The organism is Novispirillum itersonii subsp. itersonii ATCC 12639 (assembly GCF_000381985.1).
Classification (GTDB): Bacteria; Pseudomonadota; Alphaproteobacteria; order Rhodospirillales; family Rhodospirillaceae; genus Novispirillum; species Novispirillum itersonii.
This window is the reverse complement of the sequence record NZ_KB907337.1, coordinates 258,436-279,093: the sequence shown is the minus strand read 5'-3', so window position 1 is coordinate 279,093 and position 20,658 is coordinate 258,436. Positions and strand designations below refer to the sequence as shown.

The 20,658-nt window shown below is 63.4% G+C and carries 18 protein-coding genes; 8 read left to right on the top strand and 10 right to left on the bottom strand.

The window, feature by feature from the left end; genetic code table 11:
- The first annotated feature begins 63 nt into the window (after positions 1-63).
- Complete coding sequence (locus tag G365_RS0101250) at positions 64-861, top strand: undecaprenyl-diphosphate phosphatase (RefSeq protein ID WP_019643680.1); 798 nt, start codon at positions 64-66, stop codon at positions 859-861.
- Between the two features lie 19 nt (positions 862-880).
- On the opposite strand, the gene G365_RS0101245 is transcribed toward G365_RS0101250, so the two are convergent.
- On the bottom strand, positions 881-3,439 hold the full coding sequence (locus G365_RS0101245) for a glycogen/starch/alpha-glucan phosphorylase (protein ID WP_019643679.1): 2,559 nt from the start codon (positions 3,437-3,439) through the stop codon (positions 881-883).
- A 109-nt stretch (positions 3,440-3,548) separates the two neighbouring features.
- Complete coding sequence (locus G365_RS0101240; protein ID WP_155976078.1) at positions 3,549-3,797, bottom strand: hypothetical protein; 249 nt, start codon at positions 3,795-3,797, stop codon at positions 3,549-3,551.
- A gap of 305 nt (positions 3,798-4,102) precedes the next feature.
- Here G365_RS0101240 and G365_RS0101235 point away from each other — a divergent pair, with 305 nt between their 5' ends.
- Positions 4,103-5,146, top strand: a complete 1,044-nt coding sequence (locus G365_RS0101235) for an aldo/keto reductase (protein ID WP_019643677.1) — start codon at positions 4,103-4,105, stop codon at positions 5,144-5,146.
- A 21-nt stretch (positions 5,147-5,167) separates the two neighbouring features.
- On the opposite strand, the gene alkB is transcribed toward G365_RS0101235, so the two are convergent.
- The 4 genes from alkB to G365_RS0101215 all read right to left on the bottom strand — a co-directional run bounded on the left by alkB (position 5,168) and on the right by G365_RS0101215 (position 8,371).
- Positions 5,168-5,833 (bottom strand): DNA oxidative demethylase AlkB, encoded by a 666-nt coding sequence (gene alkB / locus G365_RS0101230; protein ID WP_019643676.1) that lies wholly within the window; start codon positions 5,831-5,833, stop codon positions 5,168-5,170.
- A gap of 3 nt (positions 5,834-5,836) precedes the next feature.
- A complete protein-coding gene (locus G365_RS0101225; protein ID WP_019643675.1) occupies positions 5,837-6,619 on the bottom strand; it encodes an N-acetylmuramoyl-L-alanine amidase in 783 nt (260 codons plus the stop codon).
- Positions 6,619-7,476: a DMT family transporter gene (locus tag G365_RS0101220; protein ID WP_019643674.1), complete on the bottom strand. Its 858-nt coding sequence runs from the start codon at positions 7,474-7,476 to the stop codon at positions 6,619-6,621. The genes G365_RS0101225 and G365_RS0101220 overlap by 1 nt, the downstream gene beginning before the upstream one ends.
- A gap of 115 nt (positions 7,477-7,591) precedes the next feature.
- Positions 7,592-8,371 carry a DnaJ domain-containing protein gene (locus G365_RS0101215; RefSeq protein ID WP_019643673.1) on the bottom strand — a complete coding sequence of 260 codons (780 nt, stop codon included), beginning with the start codon at positions 8,369-8,371 and terminating at the stop codon, positions 7,592-7,594.
- A gap of 143 nt (positions 8,372-8,514) precedes the next feature.
- On the opposite strand from G365_RS0101215, the gene G365_RS0101210 reads away from it, so the two are divergent.
- The 4 genes from G365_RS0101210 to G365_RS0101195 all read left to right on the top strand — a co-directional run bounded on the left by G365_RS0101210 (position 8,515) and on the right by G365_RS0101195 (position 12,177).
- Positions 8,515-9,063, top strand: a complete 549-nt coding sequence (locus tag G365_RS0101210) for a prolyl-tRNA synthetase associated domain-containing protein (protein ID WP_019643672.1) — start codon at positions 8,515-8,517, stop codon at positions 9,061-9,063.
- 60 nt (positions 9,064-9,123) lie between these two features.
- A complete protein-coding gene (locus G365_RS0101205) occupies positions 9,124-10,527 on the top strand; it encodes an FAD-linked oxidase C-terminal domain-containing protein (RefSeq protein ID WP_019643671.1) in 1,404 nt (467 codons plus the stop codon).
- Positions 10,528-10,883: 356 nt separating this feature from the next.
- Positions 10,884-11,540, top strand: a complete 657-nt coding sequence (locus G365_RS0101200; RefSeq protein ID WP_019643670.1) for a LysE family translocator — start codon at positions 10,884-10,886, stop codon at positions 11,538-11,540.
- A gap of 298 nt (positions 11,541-11,838) precedes the next feature.
- Complete coding sequence (locus tag G365_RS0101195; RefSeq protein ID WP_019643669.1) at positions 11,839-12,177, top strand: hypothetical protein; 339 nt, start codon at positions 11,839-11,841, stop codon at positions 12,175-12,177.
- Positions 12,178-12,252: 75 nt separating this feature from the next.
- Here the strand turns inward: G365_RS0101195 and G365_RS0101190 are convergent, their stop codons facing one another.
- Positions 12,253-14,067, bottom strand: coding sequence for a M3 family oligoendopeptidase (locus G365_RS0101190; protein ID WP_245554686.1), 1,815 nt, complete (start codon positions 14,065-14,067; stop codon positions 12,253-12,255).
- A 285-nt stretch (positions 14,068-14,352) separates the two neighbouring features.
- On the opposite strand from G365_RS0101190, the gene G365_RS0101185 reads away from it, so the two are divergent.
- Positions 14,353-16,143, top strand: coding sequence for an AMP-dependent synthetase/ligase (locus G365_RS0101185; protein ID WP_043741199.1), 1,791 nt, complete (start codon positions 14,353-14,355; stop codon positions 16,141-16,143).
- Here G365_RS0101185 and pdxR read toward each other — a convergent pair.
- On the bottom strand, positions 16,134-17,633 hold the full coding sequence (gene pdxR, locus G365_RS0101180; protein WP_019643666.1) for a MocR-like pyridoxine biosynthesis transcription factor PdxR: 1,500 nt from the start codon (positions 17,631-17,633) through the stop codon (positions 16,134-16,136). The two genes, G365_RS0101185 and pdxR, sit on opposite strands and share 10 nt — an antisense overlap.
- Before the next feature lie 106 nt (positions 17,634-17,739).
- Here pdxR and G365_RS0101175 point away from each other — a divergent pair, with 106 nt between their 5' ends.
- The gene (locus G365_RS0101175; protein WP_019643665.1) at positions 17,740-18,966 is read left to right on the top strand and encodes a benzoate/H(+) symporter BenE family transporter; all 1,227 of its coding nucleotides are present in this window, start codon (positions 17,740-17,742) and stop codon (positions 18,964-18,966) included.
- A gap of 85 nt (positions 18,967-19,051) precedes the next feature.
- Here G365_RS0101175 and G365_RS0101170 read toward each other — a convergent pair whose 3' ends face one another.
- Complete coding sequence (locus G365_RS0101170; RefSeq protein WP_019643664.1) at positions 19,052-19,258, bottom strand: heavy-metal-associated domain-containing protein; 207 nt, start codon at positions 19,256-19,258, stop codon at positions 19,052-19,054.
- 15 nt (positions 19,259-19,273) lie between these two features.
- On the bottom strand, positions 19,274-20,461 hold the full coding sequence (locus G365_RS0101165; RefSeq protein ID WP_019643663.1) for a divergent polysaccharide deacetylase family protein: 1,188 nt from the start codon (positions 20,459-20,461) through the stop codon (positions 19,274-19,276).
- Positions 20,462-20,658: the final 197 nt, after the last annotated feature.

Below are 20,658 nucleotides of genomic sequence, written 5' to 3'. Positions count from 1 at the left end.
GCCGCCGGAGCCATGATGCCGCCGAACCCCCTCTCCCCCTTTTGCTGACGAGTTTCCGCGATTATGGATCTGCTGCTTCTGGCTGCCTTTCTGGGCATCATCGAAGGCCTGACCGAATTTCTGCCGGTGTCATCCACCGGGCATCTGGTGCTGCTGGTCGATCTGCTGGGGTTCCCTGCCCCGTCGGGTAAAACCTTTGAGGTGGTGATCCAGCTCGGGGCGATTCTGGCCGTCTGCGTCGCCTATTTCCCGCGTCTGTGGCAGGCGGCGACCGGCATGGTCAGCGTGCGCAGCGAACAGATGTTCGTCCGTAATATCCTGATTGCCTTCCTGCCTGCCATGGTGATCGGGGCCGGGGCGTATTCGATGATCCGTGCCCTGCTGGACTCCCCGATGGTGGTGGCAGTGGCGCTGGTGGTCGGTGGCATCGCCATTCTGCTGATCGAACGACGGAACCACAGCCCCCGCTTCCATGCCATCGAAGAGTTTCCGCTGCCGCTGACCGTCAAAATCGGCCTGTTTCAGTGTATTGCCATGATCCCCGGCGTTTCCCGCTCCGGGGCGACCATCATGGGGTCTCTGCTGATGGGGGTTGACCGTAAAACCGCCGCCGAGTTCTCTTTCTTCCTTGCCATCCCGACCATGGCCGGGGCCACCGCCTACAGCCTGTATAAAAACTGGTCAGCGCTGGACTTTTCTGCCCTCGGCATGATTGCCGTCGGCCTGATCACCGCCTTTCTGACCGCCCTGCTGGTGGTGCGGGTGGCAATCGGCTTTATCGGGCGGCACGGGTTTGCGCCGTTTGCATGGTACCGCATCGCGCTGGGTCTGGTGATGATCGTCGTCCTCACCCTGCGCTGATCCGGCTTTTCAGCCCCCGTTACCGATACGGCCCCAGATCCTGCATGATCGGGGCCGTTGCCTTTACGCCCCAGATATCGCGGGCGTAATCCAGTACCGTCAGATCGGCCGAGAATTTACCCATCCGCGCCACGGTGGTAATCGCTGACCGGGTCCATCCCTGCGGGTTCTGCCATGCGGCATCCACCTGTGTCTGCGCCGTCAGATAGGCCGCATAATCAGCCAGCAGCAGATAATGATCACCGCCATACAGCAGCGCATCGACCAGCGGGCGGAAAGCCTCCGGTTCTGTCGGGCTGAAATAGCCACCCCGGATCATATTGAGCACTTCAGCCAGCTCCGGGTTGGCATGCATCACCGCCAGCGGATCATACCCCCCGGCACGGCGGGCGGCGACGTCTTCCGCTGACAGACCGAAGAAGAACAGGTTTTCCTCCCCCACCTCTTCAGCGATTTCAATGTTGGCACCGTCGCGGGTGCCGATGGTCAGGGCCCCGTTCAGGGCCAGCTTCATGTTGCCGGTGCCCGAGGCCTCGGTCCCGGCGGTGGAAATCTGTTGCGACAGATCTGCGGCGGGAATGATCACCTCTGCCGAAGACACATTGTAGTTGGGCACAAACACCACCCGCAGCCAGTCCCGGGTCCGGGGATCGGCGTTGATCACGGCAGCAACGGCATGAATCAGCCGGATGGTCAGCTTGGCCGCGGCATAGCCCGGGGCGGCCTTACCGGCAAAAATTACGGTCCGCGGCACCATACCGGCTGTCAGGCCATGCCGAAGACGGTTATAGCGGGTGATGACGTGCAACACGTTCAGCAGCTGACGCTTATATTCATGAATGCGCTTGACCTGCACATCAAACAGGCTGCCGGGGTCGATCCAGACCCCCAGCGTCCGCCCGGCGAAGCTGGTGAAACGGTCTTTGTTGGCTGCTTTGGCGTGCCGGAACTCCTCGGCGAACCCGGCATCTTCGGCCAGCGGCAACAGGGCCCGCAGCAGATCCAGATTGACCGGCCAGTCTTCCTCCACATGCCGTGAAATCAGCCGGGCCAGCGGGCGGTTGGCCTGATTCAGCCAGCGGCGCGGGGTGATACCATTGGTGCGGTTGACGATTTTATCCGGCGTAAGGCGATGGAAATCCGCGAACAGGCCGGATTTCATCAGGTCGGTATGAATCCGCGCCACCCCGTTAACGCAATGGCTGCCGACCACCGCCAGATGGGCCATCCGCACCCGCCGGGGGCCCGTTTCCTCAATCAGCGACACCCGCCGGATCAGATCCTCATCCCCCGGCACCTGTGCCCGCACCTGATCCAGAAAACGGCGGTTGATTTCGTAAATGATCTGCAGATGGCGCGGCAGAAGCCGTTCAAACAACGCCACCGGCCAGCACTCCAGCGCCTCAGGCAGCAGGGTGTGATTGGTATAGGCAAAGACGCCGTGACTGATCTCCCACGCTTCATCCCAGCCCAGGCCCTGCTCGTCCATCAGCAGGCGCAGCAGCTCGGGGATGGCGATGGTGGGGTGGGTATCGTTGAGCTGGATTGCCACCTTTTCCGGCAGCAGGGACCAATCGGCCCCCGACTGGGCCCGGAACCGGTGCAGGATATCGGCCACCGACGCGGCGGCAAAAAAGTATTCCTGCCGGAAGCGCAGCATCTTGCCTTGTTCGGTGGAATCATCGGGATATAGCACCTTTGACAGGCTTTCCGATTCCATTTCCGCCATCACCGAGCCGATGTAGTCACCCCGGTTGAAGTCCTGAAGATCGAATTCCCGCGAGGCCCGCGCCGACCACAGCCGGATGCTGGAGGCACCAAAGCCGCCATACCCCGGCACCGGCAGATCGTTGGCAATCGCCAGCACCTCTTCGCCGCTGACCCACAGGAAGGTGTGATGGCCTTCACCGTCATCCACCATTTCCACCCGCCCGCCGAAACGGACCGGATAGCAGACATCCGGGCGCTTGAATTCCCACGGATTTCCATAGGTCAGCCAGTTTTCCGGCACCTCAACCTGCCGCCCGTCGTCAATCCGCTGACGGAACATGCCGTGGTGATAGTGAATGCCATAGCCTTCGCCGGGGATCCCCAGCGTGGCGAGCGAGTCAACGAAGCAGGCGGCCAGCCGCCCCAGCCCGCCGTTGCCCAGCGCCGCCTCCGGTTCCTGTTCGCGGATGGCCCCGAAATCCAGCCCCATCTCGGCCAGTGCGGCGTGACAGATATCCATCATGCCAATCGCCAGCAGGTTGCTTTCAAGTGACCGGCCGATCAGGAATTCCAGCGACAGATAACAGACCCGCTTGGCGTCAGCGCTGGCTGCGGCCCGCTGGCTGTCAGTCCACGTTTCCACCAGCAGATCACGGGTGGTATGCGCCAGCGCGGTGTACCAGTCATGCAGGCTGGCTTCTTCCGCACCGCGGGCCAGAGTGTGCTTCAGGTGGGCATACAGACGGCGTTTGAAGACGTCGATATCGCCACGGTTCAGGCGGCTCCAGTCAACAGTCATCCAGTCGGCAGAGGACAGACCATTGCCCCCGTCCTCGGCCTTTGCGGCCTGATCCCGGTTTTCCTGCATGGCCTGACGCTCCTGCGCTGATCCCCCGCCGGAAGAGTATCACGGAGACAGCCCCGGAGACAAACCGGGCAGATGTGGCAGGCGCGCCCACCTGCCACTCTGGCATGTTTCAGTGCCTGACAGTCGGCACCCCGCTGCTGCCTCCGCTGCGGTATACCTCCAGCCAATAGCGGCGGAAGGGGTGATCAACCGCCTCATTCTCGGCCCGGAATTCAGCCAGATCCCGGGGCATCGGGTCACCGGCACCGCAGGCAGCGGTAAAGACCGACGACCAGCAGACCCGATAGAGGGTCCTTTCCTGCGGGGTCAGGGGGGCTTTTGCTTTTTTCTGGCTGCTCCGGTTTTCAGAGCCGGCCATTTCTGTATCTTTACGGGGTTCTGCCTGCGCACTATCTGCTTTCAGCCCGGCCTCAGGCTGACGGCTGCCTGCCTTGCAGACTTTCTCGGAAATCATGATCGACCTCCCGATGGGGAGTGCGGTACCGGGATTTTCAGCCGCCACCACGGCGGTTACCGGCAGGACTCCCTGATTTATTTATTGTACGCCTGCCGGAGCCGGGAAAATATTACCAAAAGGTTTATTTGCACTGCGAAATCCACAACACTGGTTCCGGTACCGGGCTCCCCGCCCGCTCTCTCTCCATTCCCTGAGGAGTTTGTTCATTGGAATACCGTTCCCTTGGCCGCAGCGGCCTGAAGGTGTCCACCATCAGCATGGGCACCATGACCTTCGGTGAACAGAACACCGAAAGCGAAAGCTTCGCCCTGCTGGATATCGCCCGCGATCACGGCATTAATTTTCTGGATGCCGCCGAGCTGTACCCGATTTCTCCCCGCCCGGAAACACAGGGCCGGACCGAAGAGATCGTCGGCAGCTGGGTCAAAGCCCGTGGCAACCGCAGCGACGTGATCATCGCCACCAAAGTGGTCGCCTACAGCCCGCCGATGCCGTGGTTCCGTGGCCCCGATCACCGTCTGGACCGGGTGAATATCGAGGCTGCCCTTGATGCCTCGCTCAAGCGGTTGCAGACCGATTATATCGACCTTTACTACCTGCACTGGCCGGACCGGCAGACCAACTTCTTCGGCCGTCTGGGGTATGATCATCACCCGGAACAGGACCAGACCCCGCTGGAAGAAAGCCTGTCGGTGCTGGCCGACGCGGTAAAGGCAGGCAAGATCCGCCATATCGCCGTCTCGAACGAAACACCGTGGGGCGTTCACCGCTGCCTGCGGGCGGCGGAAACCGCCGGAGCCCCGCGTATTGCCTGCATCCAGAACCCCTACAGCCTGCTGAACCGGACCTTCGAGGTCGGGCTGGCGGAAATGGCCCTGCGGGAAGACGTGCCGCTGGCCGCCTATTCCCCCCTTGGCGGCGGGGTCCTGACCGGAAAGTACCGTAACGGGGCCAAACCGCAGGGCGCCCGCGTCACCCGCTGGCCGGAACGCTATGCCCGCTACACCAAGCCCGCCGCCCTGACTGCGACGGAGCTGTACTGCACGCTGGCCGAAGCCGCCGGATGGTCACCGACCACCATGGCAATCCGCTATTGTCTGGAACGCCCGTTCCTTGCCTCTGCCATTGTCGGGGCAACCACGCCGGAACAGTTCGCCGCCAGCCTGGCCGCTGCCGACCGCCCGTTGCCGCCGGAACTGACCGCCGCGATTGAGGCGATCCACACCGCTTACCCCAATCCGGCACCGTAACAGCGGCAAGCGTTTTCGCTGTCACCCACCGGCACGGCGGAAGGTCAGGTTGATCCTGACCTCCCCCGTCGCCGGATGGACCGCCGCCTTCAGCGGGGCGATACCGTGGAACACCAGCCGCGACGGCCCACCCCACACCACCACATCCCCATGATGCAGGGCAATGCGGCGCACCGGGCCGGTGCGTGTCAGACCCCCCCACAGGAACACCGCCGGGATCCCCAGTGACAGCGACACAATCGGCTGGGTAAAGTCCACCTCATCCCGGTCCTGATGCAGCCCCATCTTGACCCCGGGGGCATAGCGGTTGATCAGGCAACTGTCAGGGTCAAACCCCGGATACCCTGCCTCAGCCGCCGCCGCGCGGGCAAAGGCATGCAGTACGGCGGGCATCTCCGGCCACGGCTGCCCGGTCAGTGGATCCTGCGACACATAGCGGTATCCTTTGCGGTCAGTCACCCAGCCAAGCGCACCGCAGCTGCTGGTCGCGACCGACATTGACTGTCCGCCCGGCGTCTGCATCTGCCGGAACGCCGTCTGCGCCGTCACCGCCTGCACCGCCGCCAGCACCGCATCCTGCTGTTCCCCCAACTGGCCGCGCAGCAGCGCCGCGCCGGGGGCGATCTCTTCCCGCCGGGTCTTCAGGCTGCCTGCGCCGTCGCCCAGCGCGGAAAACAGGTCGGTCATCTCCTATCCTTCCTCTGGTGCTTTCTCTGGCCCTTTCTTTGGCCCTTGCCCTGACAGGGCCTGTGCCACCGCCGACAGCATTGCCAGCGTTTGCGCATCCGGCTGTCCGGACAGATCAGCCGGACGGTAGCGACGCTGAAAGGCCACCAATGCCGCCCGCAGGCCATCCGGGGTTTCGGCGTCACCGTCCCCCAGCGGGTAGCCGATGCGCCGCAACAGGGCGGCGGCATCCGCTGGGGTGGCCTGTCCCTCGCCGGGGGACGGGAACAGACCGACCCCCTGCGCCGCCAGAAACCGCCAGTCAAACAGTTCGCCGGGGTCTTCCTTCCGGGCCGGGGCCACATCAGCATGCGCCACCACACCACCGGGAGAAATCGCCGGGTGCCGGGACAGGATATCACGGCACAATGCCGTCACCGCCTGCATCTGCACCGCCGGAAACGGACGGTAGCCGAATTCATGGCCGGGGTTGACGATCTCGATCCCGATCGAATGGCTGTTGACGTCCGCCCGGCCCCGCCAGCAGGCCACCCCGGCATGCCAGGCCCGCCGGGCTTCCGGCACCAGCTGAAAGACCGTTCCGTCTTCCTCCACCATATAATGGGCAGACACCTGCGCCTCGGCCTGACACATCCGCAGCAGGGCTGCCGGACCATCCGGCATGCCGGTATAATGCAGCACCAAAAGATCCACCACCGCCCCGGCGGCGCGTGGCCCATGGTTGGGCGACGGCACCACGGTCAGCCCCGGCAGGGCTGCATCAGGGGAAAAGACCGCTCCCGCCATCAGGCGCCGCCCCTTTTTGCCTGCCGCCACAGAATGATCCCGACCCCGCCCAGCGTCAGCAGGCCCCCGGCGATTTTCTCCGGCCCGACGGCCTCGCCCAGCACCCATGCACCGACAATCACCCCGAACACCGGGTTAAGCAGCGAAATCGGCACCACCTGACTGACAGTGTAACGCCCCAGCAGCCAATACCACAGACCATAGGCGATGATCGACGATCCCACCGCCGTATAGACCATTGCCCCCCAGCCGACCAAAGACGCCTGCTGAATGGCCTCAATCTGCCCATGCTCAAACAGCAGGGTCCACAACAGGCATTGCGGGACGGCAAACAGCGACATCCAGCCGGTCAGGGCAATCGGGCTGACATCGGTCACCTTTTTCACCAGCAGGTTTGAGACCGCCCAGAAAAAGGCAGAGACAATCAACAGCGCCGCAGGGGCGAAGGCAGGCACATGCGGGCCCCACGCCAGCACCGCCGCCCCGGAAAAGGCCACCAGCAGGCCGCTGATCCGCCAGATCCCCAGACGGTCCCCCAGAAAGACCACACCAAGCAGGGTGGAAAACGGCACCCCCAGCTGCAGCAGCAGGGCGCTGGTGCCTGCCTCGGTCATCTGCAGGGCGACAAACAGCAGGGCGAAATGAGCTGACCCGAAAGAAAAGGACAGCAGCAGCACCCCCGGCACCTGCCTGCGGGTGATACGATAGAACGGCACCAGCAACACCGCCACCAGCGCGAAGCGCAGGGTAATCAGCAGCAGCGGCGGAAATTCCGAGACCCCCAGTTTGACGGCAACGTAATTCGCGCCCCAGAGAATCATCACAAACAGGGCCAGTAACGTATCGCGGACACTCACGGTGCAACACTCCGGGGAGACGGGGAGAGAGAGAGGGGGGGAGCAAAAATCAGACCCCGCCCGCATCAGGGGTACGGGCGGGGGTGGCAAAGTCGGGAAGCCTGTCAGAAGGCTGTCAGCGGCGGTATCCGCGCTGGCGGGATATTTCATCCCAGGCTGCATTGATATCCGCCATCCGGCGGTTAGCAACAGCAATAAACTCCTCAGGCAATCCCTGTGCCATCAGGGTATCCGGGTGGGTCTCCCGCAGCAGACGGCGATAGGCGGCACGGATTGCCGCCTCGTCACTGTCCGGCGCGACGCCCAGAACCTGCCATGGATCGGGGCCGGACCCTTTCGCTCCCGGCCCGGCGCGGTACTGTCGCCAGTCGCGTCCCGGTCTGCCCAGATCTTCAGCAATTGCCTGCAGGTGCGGCGCCGCCTGCTCCAGCCGACCGGCAGCGGCGGCAATCATGCCCAGCGCCTCAAGGATCTCATCCAGCAGACCCGGACTGTTTTCAAACAGCGCGGATAAAACGGCGGTCACTGTTTCCGGCCCGTTGTCTGACTGCCATGCCCGGCTGTACAGACCCCGCACGCCATCCTGTTCCTCAGGCCCGATACTGGCAACCCGGATCAGGGCCGCAAAGCCGTCAGCCTCACTCAGGCCACTGGCCCGGGCCACCTTGGCTGACAGCAGCACCACCCCCATGGCGAACCCGCTCTGGCGGCCCTGTTCTTTGGCAGAGGCGACAAAGCCCTGCCAGCCCGGCATAAAGGCCATGGGATTGAACAGGTTCCGAAAGGGGTTGCGGTCATAGAACAGATGCCCGACCGAGGCCCCCATCATCGCCCCAAGCGGGCCACCGACCATCATGCCGGTCATACCGCCGACCAGTTTGCCCCAGATGCTCATCGGCTTCAGTCTCTCCGCAGGGTCATCCGGCTATGATTTATGCAAAAAGCGTGATGCGGTCCACTGTTCCGGCTTGACCGGATCCAATCAATCCCGGCACCATTCCGGCCCGCATAACCGGAACATTAAGTCACCCGCCGATCATGAGCAATCCCGCAGCCGAAACCGCGCCTTCCGCCCCGCTGTCCCTGTCGCCCCGCCATGCCAGCCGGGCCGGGTTGATGGCTTTCCTCGACGGGCTGGACATCCGCACCAGCACCGTTGACCATCCGCCGATCATGACCGTCGATGACGGTCATCAGTTCTGGGCCGATATCCCCGGCGTCCATTGCAAAAACCTGTTTCTGCGCGATGCCAAAAAGCAGACCTGGCTGGTGGTGGCCCCGATTGACCGCCAGATCGACCTGAAGACCCTGCCGGACCGGATCGGATCAAAACGGCTGTCCTTTGGCTCGGCAGAACGGCTGGTGGATATGCTGGGGGTGTTTCCCGGCTCCGTCACTCCGTTTTCGCTGATCAACGACCGCGACGCGCAGGCCGTGCGGGTGGTGCTGGACCAGTGGATGATGGATCAGCCGCTGCTGAACTATCACCCGCTGGAGAATACCGCCACCACCACAATTTCCAATACCGACCTGCTGACCTTTGTGCGGGCCTGCGGCCATGACCCGCAGATTGCCGCACTCGCCTGACGTTCCGGGTTCCCGACGTTCTGCCTTCCTGACTCCCCCTTCCGTTGACTGGACACGATCATGTCGCATCTGCCCCCCGCCCTGCCCGCCCGCACCGCATCACCCGAGTGTCTGGCTGAACTGGCCGCGCTGGTCGGAGACCGCCTTGCCACCGGCACCGCCATCCGCGAACAGCATGGCAAGGATGAATCGTTCCATGCCCCCTTCCCGCCCGATGCCGTGGTGTTTGCCATCAGCACCGAAGAAGTGTCGGCGGTGGTCAAAATCTGCGCCCGCTACGGAACTCCGGTCATTCCGTTCGGTACCGGCACCTCGCTGGAAGGGCACATCGCCGCCCTGCAGGGCGGTATCTGCATTGACGTGTCGCGCATGAATGCGGTGCTGGAGGTCCGGGCCGAAGATCTGGACTGCACCGTACAAGCCGGTGTGACCCGGAAGCAGCTGAATGAATTCATCCGGGACACCGGCCTGTTTTTCCCGATTGATCCGGGTGCTGATGCCAGCATCGGCGGCATGACCGCCACCCGCGCCAGCGGCACCAATGCCGTACGCTATGGCACCATGCGCGAGAACGTGCTGGCCCTGACCGTGGTGCTGTCTGACGGGCGGGTGATCCGCACCAGCCGCCGCGCCCGGAAGTCCGCCGCCGGGTATGATCTGACCCGCCTGTTCGTCGGCTCGGAAGGGACGCTCGGCATCATCACCGAAGTGACCCTGCGCCTGTACGGCATCCCCGAAACCATTTCTGCTGCCGTCTGCCCGTTCCCCGGCGTCGAAGAGGCGGTTAACACCGTGATCGCCACGATTCAGAGCGGTATCCCGGTGGCCCGTGTTGAATTCCTCGACGCCCTGCAGATGAAGGCGATCAACGCCTATTCCAAGCTGTCTCACGCCGAAATCCCGACCCTGTTCTTCGAGTTCCACGGCTCCCCCGCCGGGGTACAGGAACAGGTCGAGATGGTGCAGGCACTGGCAGCCGACCACGGCGGCACCGACTTCCAATGGGCCAACGCACCGGAAGACCGTGCCCGCCTGTGGGATGCCCGCCATAAGGCCTATTATGCCGGTCTGGGGCTGCGCCCCGGCTGTTCCGGTTTTTCGTCTGACGTTTGCGTGCCGATCTCGCGTCTGGCGGACTGCATTGTCGAAACCCGCGCCGATCTCGATGCCAGCGGCCTGCTGTGCCCGATCGTCGGGCATGTCGGTGACGGTAACTTCCACGTGCTGTTCATCGTCAACCCCGATGACCCGCAGGAAATGGAAACCGCGCTGGCCCTGAATGAGCGGCTGGTACAGCGGGCCCTGTCGATGGATGGCACCTGCACCGGTGAGCATGGTGTCGGATATGGCAAGATGGATTTTCTGGAGACAGAACACGGCGACGCGCTGGATGTCATGCGGTCGATCAAGAAGGCGCTTGATCCGGCCAATCTGCTGAATCCGGGCAAGATCGTCCGCCTGTAAACCGACCCCGCCTGTCCCCCGACCCCTGACGGCCCCTTTGCTTATAACGGCGGAGGGGTCGCCTCTTTTTCATAAGCACAGCTTATCCTCACCCTTAGGGAATGCAGCTTGAGGGGCCGCCCCTGACACGGCAGCATAGGGCCGTCAGAGACAGGGGGCCTCCCCCTGCCTGCTGATGGATGAGGTTCATTTCATTCCCCCTGATTGTTACAGGTATCCCAGACGTTAACAGCCTCGGTGTTCCGGCGGCAGGCCACCTGCTGACCCCAGGCCGGAACACCCCCTTTTCCCCTGTTCTGCTTATCCGGTGGCCTCACCCGTATCCGATGGCCTCACCGGGCCGGAGCCTTCGTGCCATGCTGATCGACCTTGAACTGTATCGCCTTTACCTGCTTGCCGTGCTGGTCCTGATTGTGATCCCCGGCCCGGATATGTTGCTGATCCTCAGCCGTGGCCTGTTTGAAGGCTGGAAATCCGGCTGGATTGCCAGCGCCGGAATTTTCTTCGGGGCACTGGTGCATTCCGTGCTGGCCGCATTCGGCGTATCCGCCCTTATTGCCGCGTCACCGCACCTGTTTGATGCCATGCGGCTGATTGGGGCGGTCTATCTGGCATGGATCGGTGCCAAGTCGCTGCGGGGGGCATGGCAGATGTGGAAGGCGCAGGCCGACGGCGGTGTTCCGCAGGTTGAGCGGCTGTCAACCCGCCGCACCTTTCTGCACGGCATGATGACCAATCTGCTGAACGTGAAGGTGATTCTGTTCTTTCTCGCCTTCGTACCGCAGTTCATCAATCCGTCCCTCGGCCATGTCGGCCTGCAAAGCCTGATCCTCGGCCTGACCCTGACCCTGTGCGGCACCGGCTTCCTGCTGGTGATGTCGGTGATGGCATCCGGCGTCGGCCGGGCCCTGATGGGCAATGTGCGGGTACGGGCAGCGCTGGATGGCACCGCCGGGATCATCTTCCTTGGGTTTGCGGTGCGCCTGTTCCTGACCGAACGGAAGTTCGTCTGATCCTTTTTCCGGCCTGTTGCCGCACAGGAACAGGTCAGACAGATCCCGGTCTTTTCCAAAAGGCCGGGATCTTTTCTGTATCCAGAATACTGTGTCTCAACAGACACCCCAAATTAGCCGTATAGATATAGATTTTCTTTTTTATATCAGATTGATGATAAAAAATAAAGAAACACTTAAAAAGAGATTTTATAAAATAATACACTCTTAGAGAGAATCGCCCGATGATGATCAGGCGCATCAGGGGGATGCGCTTCCGCTCTGACGGAACACCCACCATCTCATAGGGGATTGCTCCATGACTGATACCGCTACCCTCTCCGCCACCCGTGTCGGCATTGCCCGCCCGAATGCCACCAACGTGTTTGTCTCCTCGCAGTTCGGTCTGCTGATGGTCAGCCATTGCAGTGCCAATGTGTCCTCGATCCCCGGCGCCACCACCGTGCAGGTTAACCTGCCGGCCAACCACCCGGACTTTCAGGTCGGCACCGAATATATCGTCGGGGGCCAGCTGTCTGATCCGCCGGCTGAATATATCGAGCCGTTCGTGCTGAAGAACGCGGTGTTCAAGGGCTACGGCACCGGCCTGCTGCAGAATGTCGGCTTCTTCGTCGGCATGATCGTCAAGCCGGAATAATCCCCGGCCCGAAGCGATAAAAAACCCCCGGTGCCTGCCCACCGGGGGTTTTTCCTGTTCCCGGGAAGCGGGGCCTCAGCCCAGCTTTTCCAGCTCATCGATAAAGCCTGCCACCACCGACAGGCCCCGCTGCCAGAAAGCCGGGTCACTGGCATCCAGCCCGAACGGGGCCAGCAGCTCTTTATGCCGCAGGGTCCCGCCCGCCGACAGCATCGCCAGATACTTGGCCTCAAACTCCGGCAGGCCCTGCTGGTAGACTTCGTACAGAGAATTGACCAGACAATCCCCGAAAGCATAGGCATACACATAGAACGGGGTATGGATGAAGTGCGGAATGTACGACCAGTAATGGGCGTATTCCGGCTCGAAACGGATTGCCGGCCCAAGGCTTTCGCCCTGCACCTGCATCCAGATTTCACCGATCCGCTCGGCCGACAGTTCGCCGCTGGTGCGCCGCTCGGCATGCAGGGCCTGCTCGAAGTGGTGGAAGGCAATCTGCCGCACCACGGTGTTGAGCATATCCTCAACCTTCGAGGCCAGAAGCACCTTGCGGCGGGCCGGGTCAGTCTCGGCATCCAGCATTGCCCGGAAGGTCAGCATTTCACCGAAGACTGAAGCGGTTTCGGCAAGCGTCAGCGGAGTATCCGACAGGAAGCAGCCCTGTTTTCCGGCCAGAATCTGATGGCAGCCATGGCCCAGCTCATGGGCCAGCGTCATCACATCGCGGCCCCGGCCCATGTAATTCAGCAGCAGATACGGATGGGCGCTGGGCACCACCGGATGGGCAAAGGCACCGCTGGCCTTGCCCGGGCGGGCGGGGACGTCAATCCACGCATTATCGAAAAACTTCTGACCGACCGCCGCCAGATCCGGGGAAAAGCGCCGATAGGCCCCCAGCACCAGTTCCGTCGCTTCCGGCCAGGTATACTTGCGGTCGCTGTCGTCCGGCAGCGGGGCATTGCGGTCCCAGTATTCCAGCTGGTCCTGCCCGAACCATTTCGCCTTCAGGGCATAATAGCGGTGAGACAGGCGCGGATAACTGTCCCTGACGGCAGACGCCAGCGCGTTAACCACCTCGTCCTCCACCTGATTGCTCAGATTGCGGGAGGCCATCGGCGAGGCGTAGCCGCGCCAGCGGTCGTCAATTTCCTTATCTTTCGCCAGCGTATTGGTGATCAGGCTGAACACCCGGCTGTTTGCCCCCAGCACCGTGCCAATGCTTTTCGCCGCCGCCTTCCGCACGGCCGGGTCGGTGCTGGACAGCAGGTTGGTCGCCTCGGTGATCGTCAGGTCCTTGCCATTGACCGGAAAGCGCAGCGCCGCCAGCGTCTCGTCAAACAGACGCACCCATGCCCCGGCACCGGTGATGCCTTTCTCGGTCACCATCCGCTCAAGATCATCGGTCAGCTGATGATCCTTGTACTGGCGGATCCCGTCGATCCACGGGCGGTAACGGGCCACCACCGGGTCGGTCAGCAGGGTCGCCAGCGCCGCATCGTCAAGACGGTTGATTTCCAGCGTGAAAAACAGCGTCAGGGTGGAAATATCCGTCCCCTTCTCGCTCAGGCCCTGATAAAAGCGGCCCACCTCGGGGTCGCTGACGTTGCCTGCATGCACCAGCTGGCCGTAGGACAGCGCCTTATACAGCACCTCGCACAGATCTTCATAAGCCCGGATGGCCGTACCGAACTCCGCCGGAGACAGGCCAGCCACCTTGCCCTGATACGCCGCGGCAAAGGCCCGGGCGGCAGCATCGACCGCGTCCAGATCCGCCTTCAGCTCGGCAGAGTCCGGGGCCGGGTACAGGTCGCGCAGATCCCATTCCGGCAGTGCCCCCAGATCAGCCCCGTCAGAGGCCACGGCACCGGCCTGTTCCCGCATCACACGCATCATCATCAGCACCATCTCCACACTTTTATTCCGGCACGGCGACACCATATTCGCGATAGCAGAGGGGGCGCCTGCCCTATACACTGTCATTGAACACTACTATGGGGTCTGAACACCGCTGCGGCAATGACAGATCAGAAAAGCGGCGTCAGACTGCCGTATCCGTCACAGCCATGCCGTATGCTGCGCAGTAAAGATTGCCCCTGCCGGAATTTCGGGTTAACCGGAACCGGATTTTAACAAGGGAGGATCACGGTGCCTGGCCGTGTTGTTGATTATGCCGCCATGACCAGCCTGCCCGGGCTGTTCTTCGATCAGGCGCAGGCCCTGCGGGGCGCCCCGTTTCTGCTGGCCAAACGCGCCCGCGACAATACCCCCCTGCAAACCTTCTCCGCCTGGAGCTGGGACGAGGTTGCCGCAGCCGTGACCGCACTGGCCAACGGGCTTGACGCGATTGGCGTCCGCCCCGGCGACCGTGTGGTGCTGGTGTCGGAAAACCGGCCGGAATGGTGCATTGCCGATCTGGCGGTGATGACCGCCGGGGCAATTACGGTGCCCGCCTATACCACCAACACCGCCAACGACCATCTGCACATCCTGAATGACAGTCAGGCCAGCGTGGTGATCGTCTCCACCGGCAAACTGGCCCGGCAGGTCCTGCATGCCGCCACCCAGATGGGGCATCCGCCGCAGGTGGTGCTGATTGACCCCACCGATCTGCATCAGAACCCCGGCGTGGTGCTGCACCGCTGGAACGACCTGCTGGCGCTGGGCGACGGCAAACCGGCACCCGCCGCGCTGCACACCCTGAAACGGACCGATACCGCCTGCATCATCTATACCTCCGGCACCGGCGGGGCTCCTAAAGGGGTGGAGCTGTCGCACGGCGCGATCATCACCAACAGCGAAGGCCCCTACCGGGTGCTGAAAGATCTTGGCGTCGGGCAGGAAGTGTTCCTGTCCTTCCTGCCGCTGTCGCACGCTTATGAACATACCGCCGGACAGTTCTTCCCGATGTCGCTGGGGGCCCGGATCTATTACGCTGAAGGACTGGAGGCTCTGGCCACCAACCTGCAGGAAGCCCGCCCGACGATTATGACCGCCGTCCCCCGGCTGTACGAGGTGCTGCGCCAGAAGATTCTGCGCGGGGTGCAGGCACAGGGCGGCCTGAAAGAAAAACTGTTCCTGCGGACTGTCGCCATCGGCATGAAGCGCCAGTGCAGCCCGGAAAGTCTGACACTGGCCGACCGCCTGCTTGACCCGCTGCTGACCCTGCTGGTCCGGCGCAAGGTGGCGGCCCGCTTCGGCGGCAGGCTGAAAGCGTTTGTCTCCGGCGGGGCACCGCTGAACGCCGATGTCGGCCACTTTTTCACCGCGCTGGGGGTGCGGATTTTACAGGGCTACGGCCAGACCGAAGCCTCGCCGGTTATTTCGGTCAATGTCCCCGCCTCGGTCAAAATGGATACGGTCGGCCCGCCCCTGTACGGTGTGACTGTCAGACTGGCAGAGGACGGCGAAATCTGCGTGCGGGGCGAAACCGTCATGAAAGGCTACTGGAACAACCCAGAAGCCACCGCCGCCGCCATTGATGCCGAAGGCTGGCTGCATACCGGCGATATCGGCACCCTCGACAGCCTCGGGCGGCTGAAAATCACCGACCGCAAGAAGGATATCATCGTCAACTCCGGCGGGGATAACGTCTCACCGCAGCGGGTTGAGGGGTTCCTGACGCTGGAGCCGGAAATCGCTCAGGCCATGGTCTATGGCGACCGCCGCCCGCATCTGCTGGCCCTGATCGTGCCGGACCCGGACTTCATCCAGACCTTCCTGTCGCGCCACGGGCTCGACCTTATGCCGCAGGAAACCCTGATTGCGCGCGCTGACTTCCGGGCGGCCATCAGCGATGCCGTCAGCCGGGTTAACCGCAACCTGTCCAACATTGAGAAAGTCCGCAAATTCGTGCTGGCCCCGGCCGCCTTCACCACCGACAACGGTATGCTGACCCCAACCCTGAAAATCCGCCGTCATGTCATCCGTCAGCACTACGCCACGGCACTGGATGCCCTTTACGAGTGACCGGCGCCCCGCAGGCGGCCGAACGCCCCGGCCAGCGCCTTGACCGCCTCTTCCATCTCCGTGGTGGTATAGGCGGCAAACCCGAGAAGAAAGCCGGATATACCGGGGCTGTTGCGGTCGGCATACAGCCCCGACAGCCCGAGAAGAGTGACCCCGGCGGCGCGGGCGGCCTCAACCGCCGCCTGTTCCGTCGTGGCATCCGTCAGGCCGCAGGCCATCTGCAGGCCACCGGCGGGGCAGTGCGCCTCCAGCCTGCCGGACAGGTGGCGGCGTACCAGCCCTGACAGCACATCCAGCCGCCGTGCATACAGGCTGCGCATACTGCGGACATGGGCCCCGAAATGGCCCCCTTCCATAAACCGGGCCAGCGTCAGCTGGGCCAGCGGAGCGGTATGGCCATCCAGCAGGGTCCGGGCCGCCGTCATCGGCTGCACCAAGTGCGGCGGCAGCACCGCATAACCGATCCGCAGGCCGGGAAACAGCGACTTGGTGAAGGTGCCGATGTAGATGGTCCGTCCATGCGGATCCAGCCCCTGCACACAGGCCGTCGGCCTGCCCGCATAATGAAATTCGCTGTCGTAATCATCCTCGATGATCCACGCCTGCTGCCGGGCTGCCCAGTCAATCAATGCCAGACGGCGATCCAGCGCCAGCGTCGCCCCGGTGGGGAACTGATGGGACGGTGTCAGGCACAGGGCACGGGCCGGGCGCGGATCATCCAGAACCGGCGCGACCGTAATCCCCTGCCCGTCAACCGGTACCGGAACGCAATCAAGCCCCGCAGCCTCAAATGCCCGTCTGGCACCGTAATAGGCGGGATCCTCGAGATAGATCCGCTCCCCCGGATCCAGCAGAACCGTCGCACACAGCATCATTGCCTGCTGGGCACAGGTCAGCACCAGCACCTGATCAGGGCTGGCCCGCGCCCCCCGTTCCAGATTGACATAATCGGCGATGGCGCGACGCAGCGGCTCCACCCCCTGCGGATCACCATGCAGCAGGGCGCGGGTTCCCGCCTCTTTCATCACCTGCCGCTGCAACCGCTCCCACAGGGCCAGCGGAAACGTCCGCGTCTCCGGTATTCCCGGCGCGAAAGGGTGCGGCGATGCCGCTTCACGCACACCGCCCCCCATCGCCATCATCGTCCCGCGCCGGCTGAGGGCCGGGGGTGAGACCATCGCGCCGGAAGACTGCCGCCGGGGCCTGACCGGAAACCCCGAGCCGTCAGCCACAAAGCTGCCGCTGCCGACGCGGCGTTCGATAAACCCTTCAGCATGCAGCTGGGTATAGGCGGCCTCCACCGTATCGCGCGAAACCCCGAGCGAGACCGCCAGCGCCCGCGATGCCGGAAGCGGTCTGCCCGGCGCGATCGCCCCATCCAGAATCATCTGCCGGATCGCCCGCTGAATCCGTGCGTGCAGGGGCAGTGCCGCCGATGCGGGATGCGTCAGCCATGACTTGACACTTTCCAGCTGCGAATGCCTGAACAATTGGTCTGATCCTATCGAAAAAATTGGCGGGATCAGTCAGGCCACTGGCCGGGTAAATGTCAAGCCGCATCCACGGTGACACCCCCATGCGGAGACACCCCCGACCATGTCGACCCATTCCTCCCCCCTGCGTCTGCGGGATCTGCCCAACCCGGTTATTGCCGGGATGATCTCTGTGATCGTCAACTATGGCGGCACCTTCATCCTGATCTTTCAGGCTGCCCGCGCCGCGGGCCTCAGCCCGGAGATGACCGCATCGTGGGTGTGGTCCGTCTCCATCGGTGTCGGCCTCACCGGTCTGTTCCTGAGCTGGCGCTACCGCGAGCCGATCATCACCGCGTGGTCAACCCCGGCAGCGGCCTTTCTTGTCACCACGCTGGCCACAACCCCCTACGCCGAGGCGGTCGGGGCCTACATGCTGTCAGCCGCCGCGTTTGTCCTGCTCGGCCTGTCAGGATATTTTGAGAAAGTGATCCGGCTGATTCCGGCGGGCATCGCCTCCGGCCTTCTGGCGGGCATTCTGCTGCCGTTCGGAATCGGGGCTTTTGGCGGGGTCACCGTCGATCCGCTGCTGGCCGGTCTGCTGATTGTCGCCTATGTGACCCTCAAGCGGATATCCGCCCGCTATGCGGTGGTGGGCATTCTGGTCCTCGGGCTGGCTTTTCTGCTGATGCAGGACCGGGTTGATCTGTCCGGCCTGCGCCTGGCCACCGCCGCCCCGGTCCTGACCGTACCCGATTTTACCCTGAATTCCGCCCTGAGCGTTGCTTTGCCGCTGTTTCTGATTACCCTGACCGGCCAGTACATGCCGGGGATGCTGGTCTTGCGGAATGACGGCTTCCGCACCAGTGCCAATCCGGTGGTCACCGTCACCGGGCTGGGGTCGCTGCTGATGGCACCGTTCGGGTCCCACGCCTTCAACATTGCCGCCATCACCGCCGCCATCGCCACCGGGCGGGAGGCCCATCCAGACCACTCAAAACGCTGGGTCGCCGGACTGGCCGCCGGGGCCTGCTATGTTCTGGTCGGGGTGTTCGGGGTCACGCTGGCGGCTGTCTTCATGGCCTTTCCCGCCACCTTTATCACCACGCTGGCCGGTCTGGCCCTGCTGGGGACCATCGGCGGCAGTCTGGCCGGGGCAATGGCTGACCCTGCCGGTCGGGAAGCGGCGCTGATCACGTTTCTCGCGTCCGCCGCCAATATCAGCCTGCTGGGAATCGGCGGGGCGTTCTGGGGGCTGGTCATCGGCCTGACCGCCCATTTCGCCCTCAACGGACAGGCCCTGAGCGGCCTCCGCCGCCGCAAAGCCATACAGGCAGCCTCTGCCGATTAACTCACTGTCCCGACAAGGGAAACAGAAAAGGGGCAGAGCCGTCACCGGCCTCTGCCCCTTTTGCTATCTTACACCGTACCCTCTCTTACACCGTACCGGCGTAATCAAAGCCGGCATCTTCCACCGCCTTACGGACCACCGCATCGTCAAGCGCTGCGGCATCCACCGTCACCCGGGCGGTCGGCAGATCGATGCTGACCGTCGCCCCCGGAACCGCACCGGCAATCGCCTTCTGCACCGACGCGGCGCACCCGCCGCAGGTCATGCCATCCACCTTGTATGTCTTGCTCATGCTGTTTTCTCCTGATCAACCGGCCCCGGACCGCATCCGGACCAACGTGGACAACGGCACCAGTACGAAGCCTTTTTCCGACAGCGTCGGCAGCCATTGGCTCAGGCCCCGGATGGTGACGTCCTTCGGGTGGCCGATCGCCACCGCATACCCGTGCTTACGGGCGATGGCCTCCGTTTCCGCCAGCTGGCGGGTGACAAAGGCGTTCGTTTCCTCGTGATCCAGAAACACATTGCGGTCGATGGTCGGGATTCCGGCCTCGGCAGCGGTTTTGCTGCCGACACTGCGCCCGGAGGTTTTTGAATCGAGGAAAAACAGATTATGATCCTTCAGCACCTGCATCACCGGACGCAGCCCTTCCGCATGTTCCGTAAAGGCGCTGCCCATGTGGTTGTTGATGCCAACGATGCCATCCAGACGCCCAAGGTAATCCACCATCCGGCGGTGGATCTCATCGGGGTCCATACCAACCCGCAGCACATCCGGCCCGGCATTGATATTGCCCTGCGGCTGCATCGGCACATGCATCATCAGTTCATGCCCGGCACGGCGGGCATCCGCGGCCTGCTTCTTCAGGTCGCTGGCATAGGTCAGAAACGATGTGGTGATTGGCCCCGGCAAAGCCGAAATGCGGGCCGTCCGCCCTTTATCCAGCCCCATGTCATCAATCACGATGGCAATCATCGGCTTTTTTCCGGCCCCGGCGGGCGGCGGCAGGGCAGCATCTTTCCAGCCTTTCTGGATCACTGCCGCGTGCTGCTGCGGGGCCTGCGTCTGGGCCGGAGCCACAGGCGGAGCAGCAGCCGGTGCCACCGGAGGCGGGACGGCCGCATCCGGGATCTGCCCGCTGACACCCCCGGCGGCCAGCGGATCGGTCAGACGGACTCCTCCGGCCAGTGCCGTCGGGGCCGCCAGCGGTGTGGGGGTGACCACCGCCGGGCCGTAATCAGCCTCATAAGCCGGGGTATCTTCTCCCTCCACAGCCGGATCGGGGGCCTGAACCTGCCCGGTAACGGCCCGTGGCGCGGTCTCAGTCTCCGCGACCAGACGATCCATCGCTGCCGTATCCAGCCCGCGCGTCTGGGCAGACGGCCCCCCATTGCCACGGCCCAGAGACCATCCGACCAGAATTCCGCCGATCACCAGCACGGCAACCACCCCGATCAGCAGCAGTGGCCTGTCACGGCGGAACAGCCCTGACAAACGGCCCTGACCGGGGGGCGGTCCGTCGCCATCATCCCCCCCACCTGAGGCCGCGGCACGGCCATGGGGCCGCGGACGCTTCACCGCGGTACGGCGGACTTTTGACGGTTCTTTCTGGGGCCGGGAGGGCCGGGGGGAGGAGACCCGCTTACTCACAATCGCTCAACCTGTTGTTTTATCCTCGATACCGTCCCGAA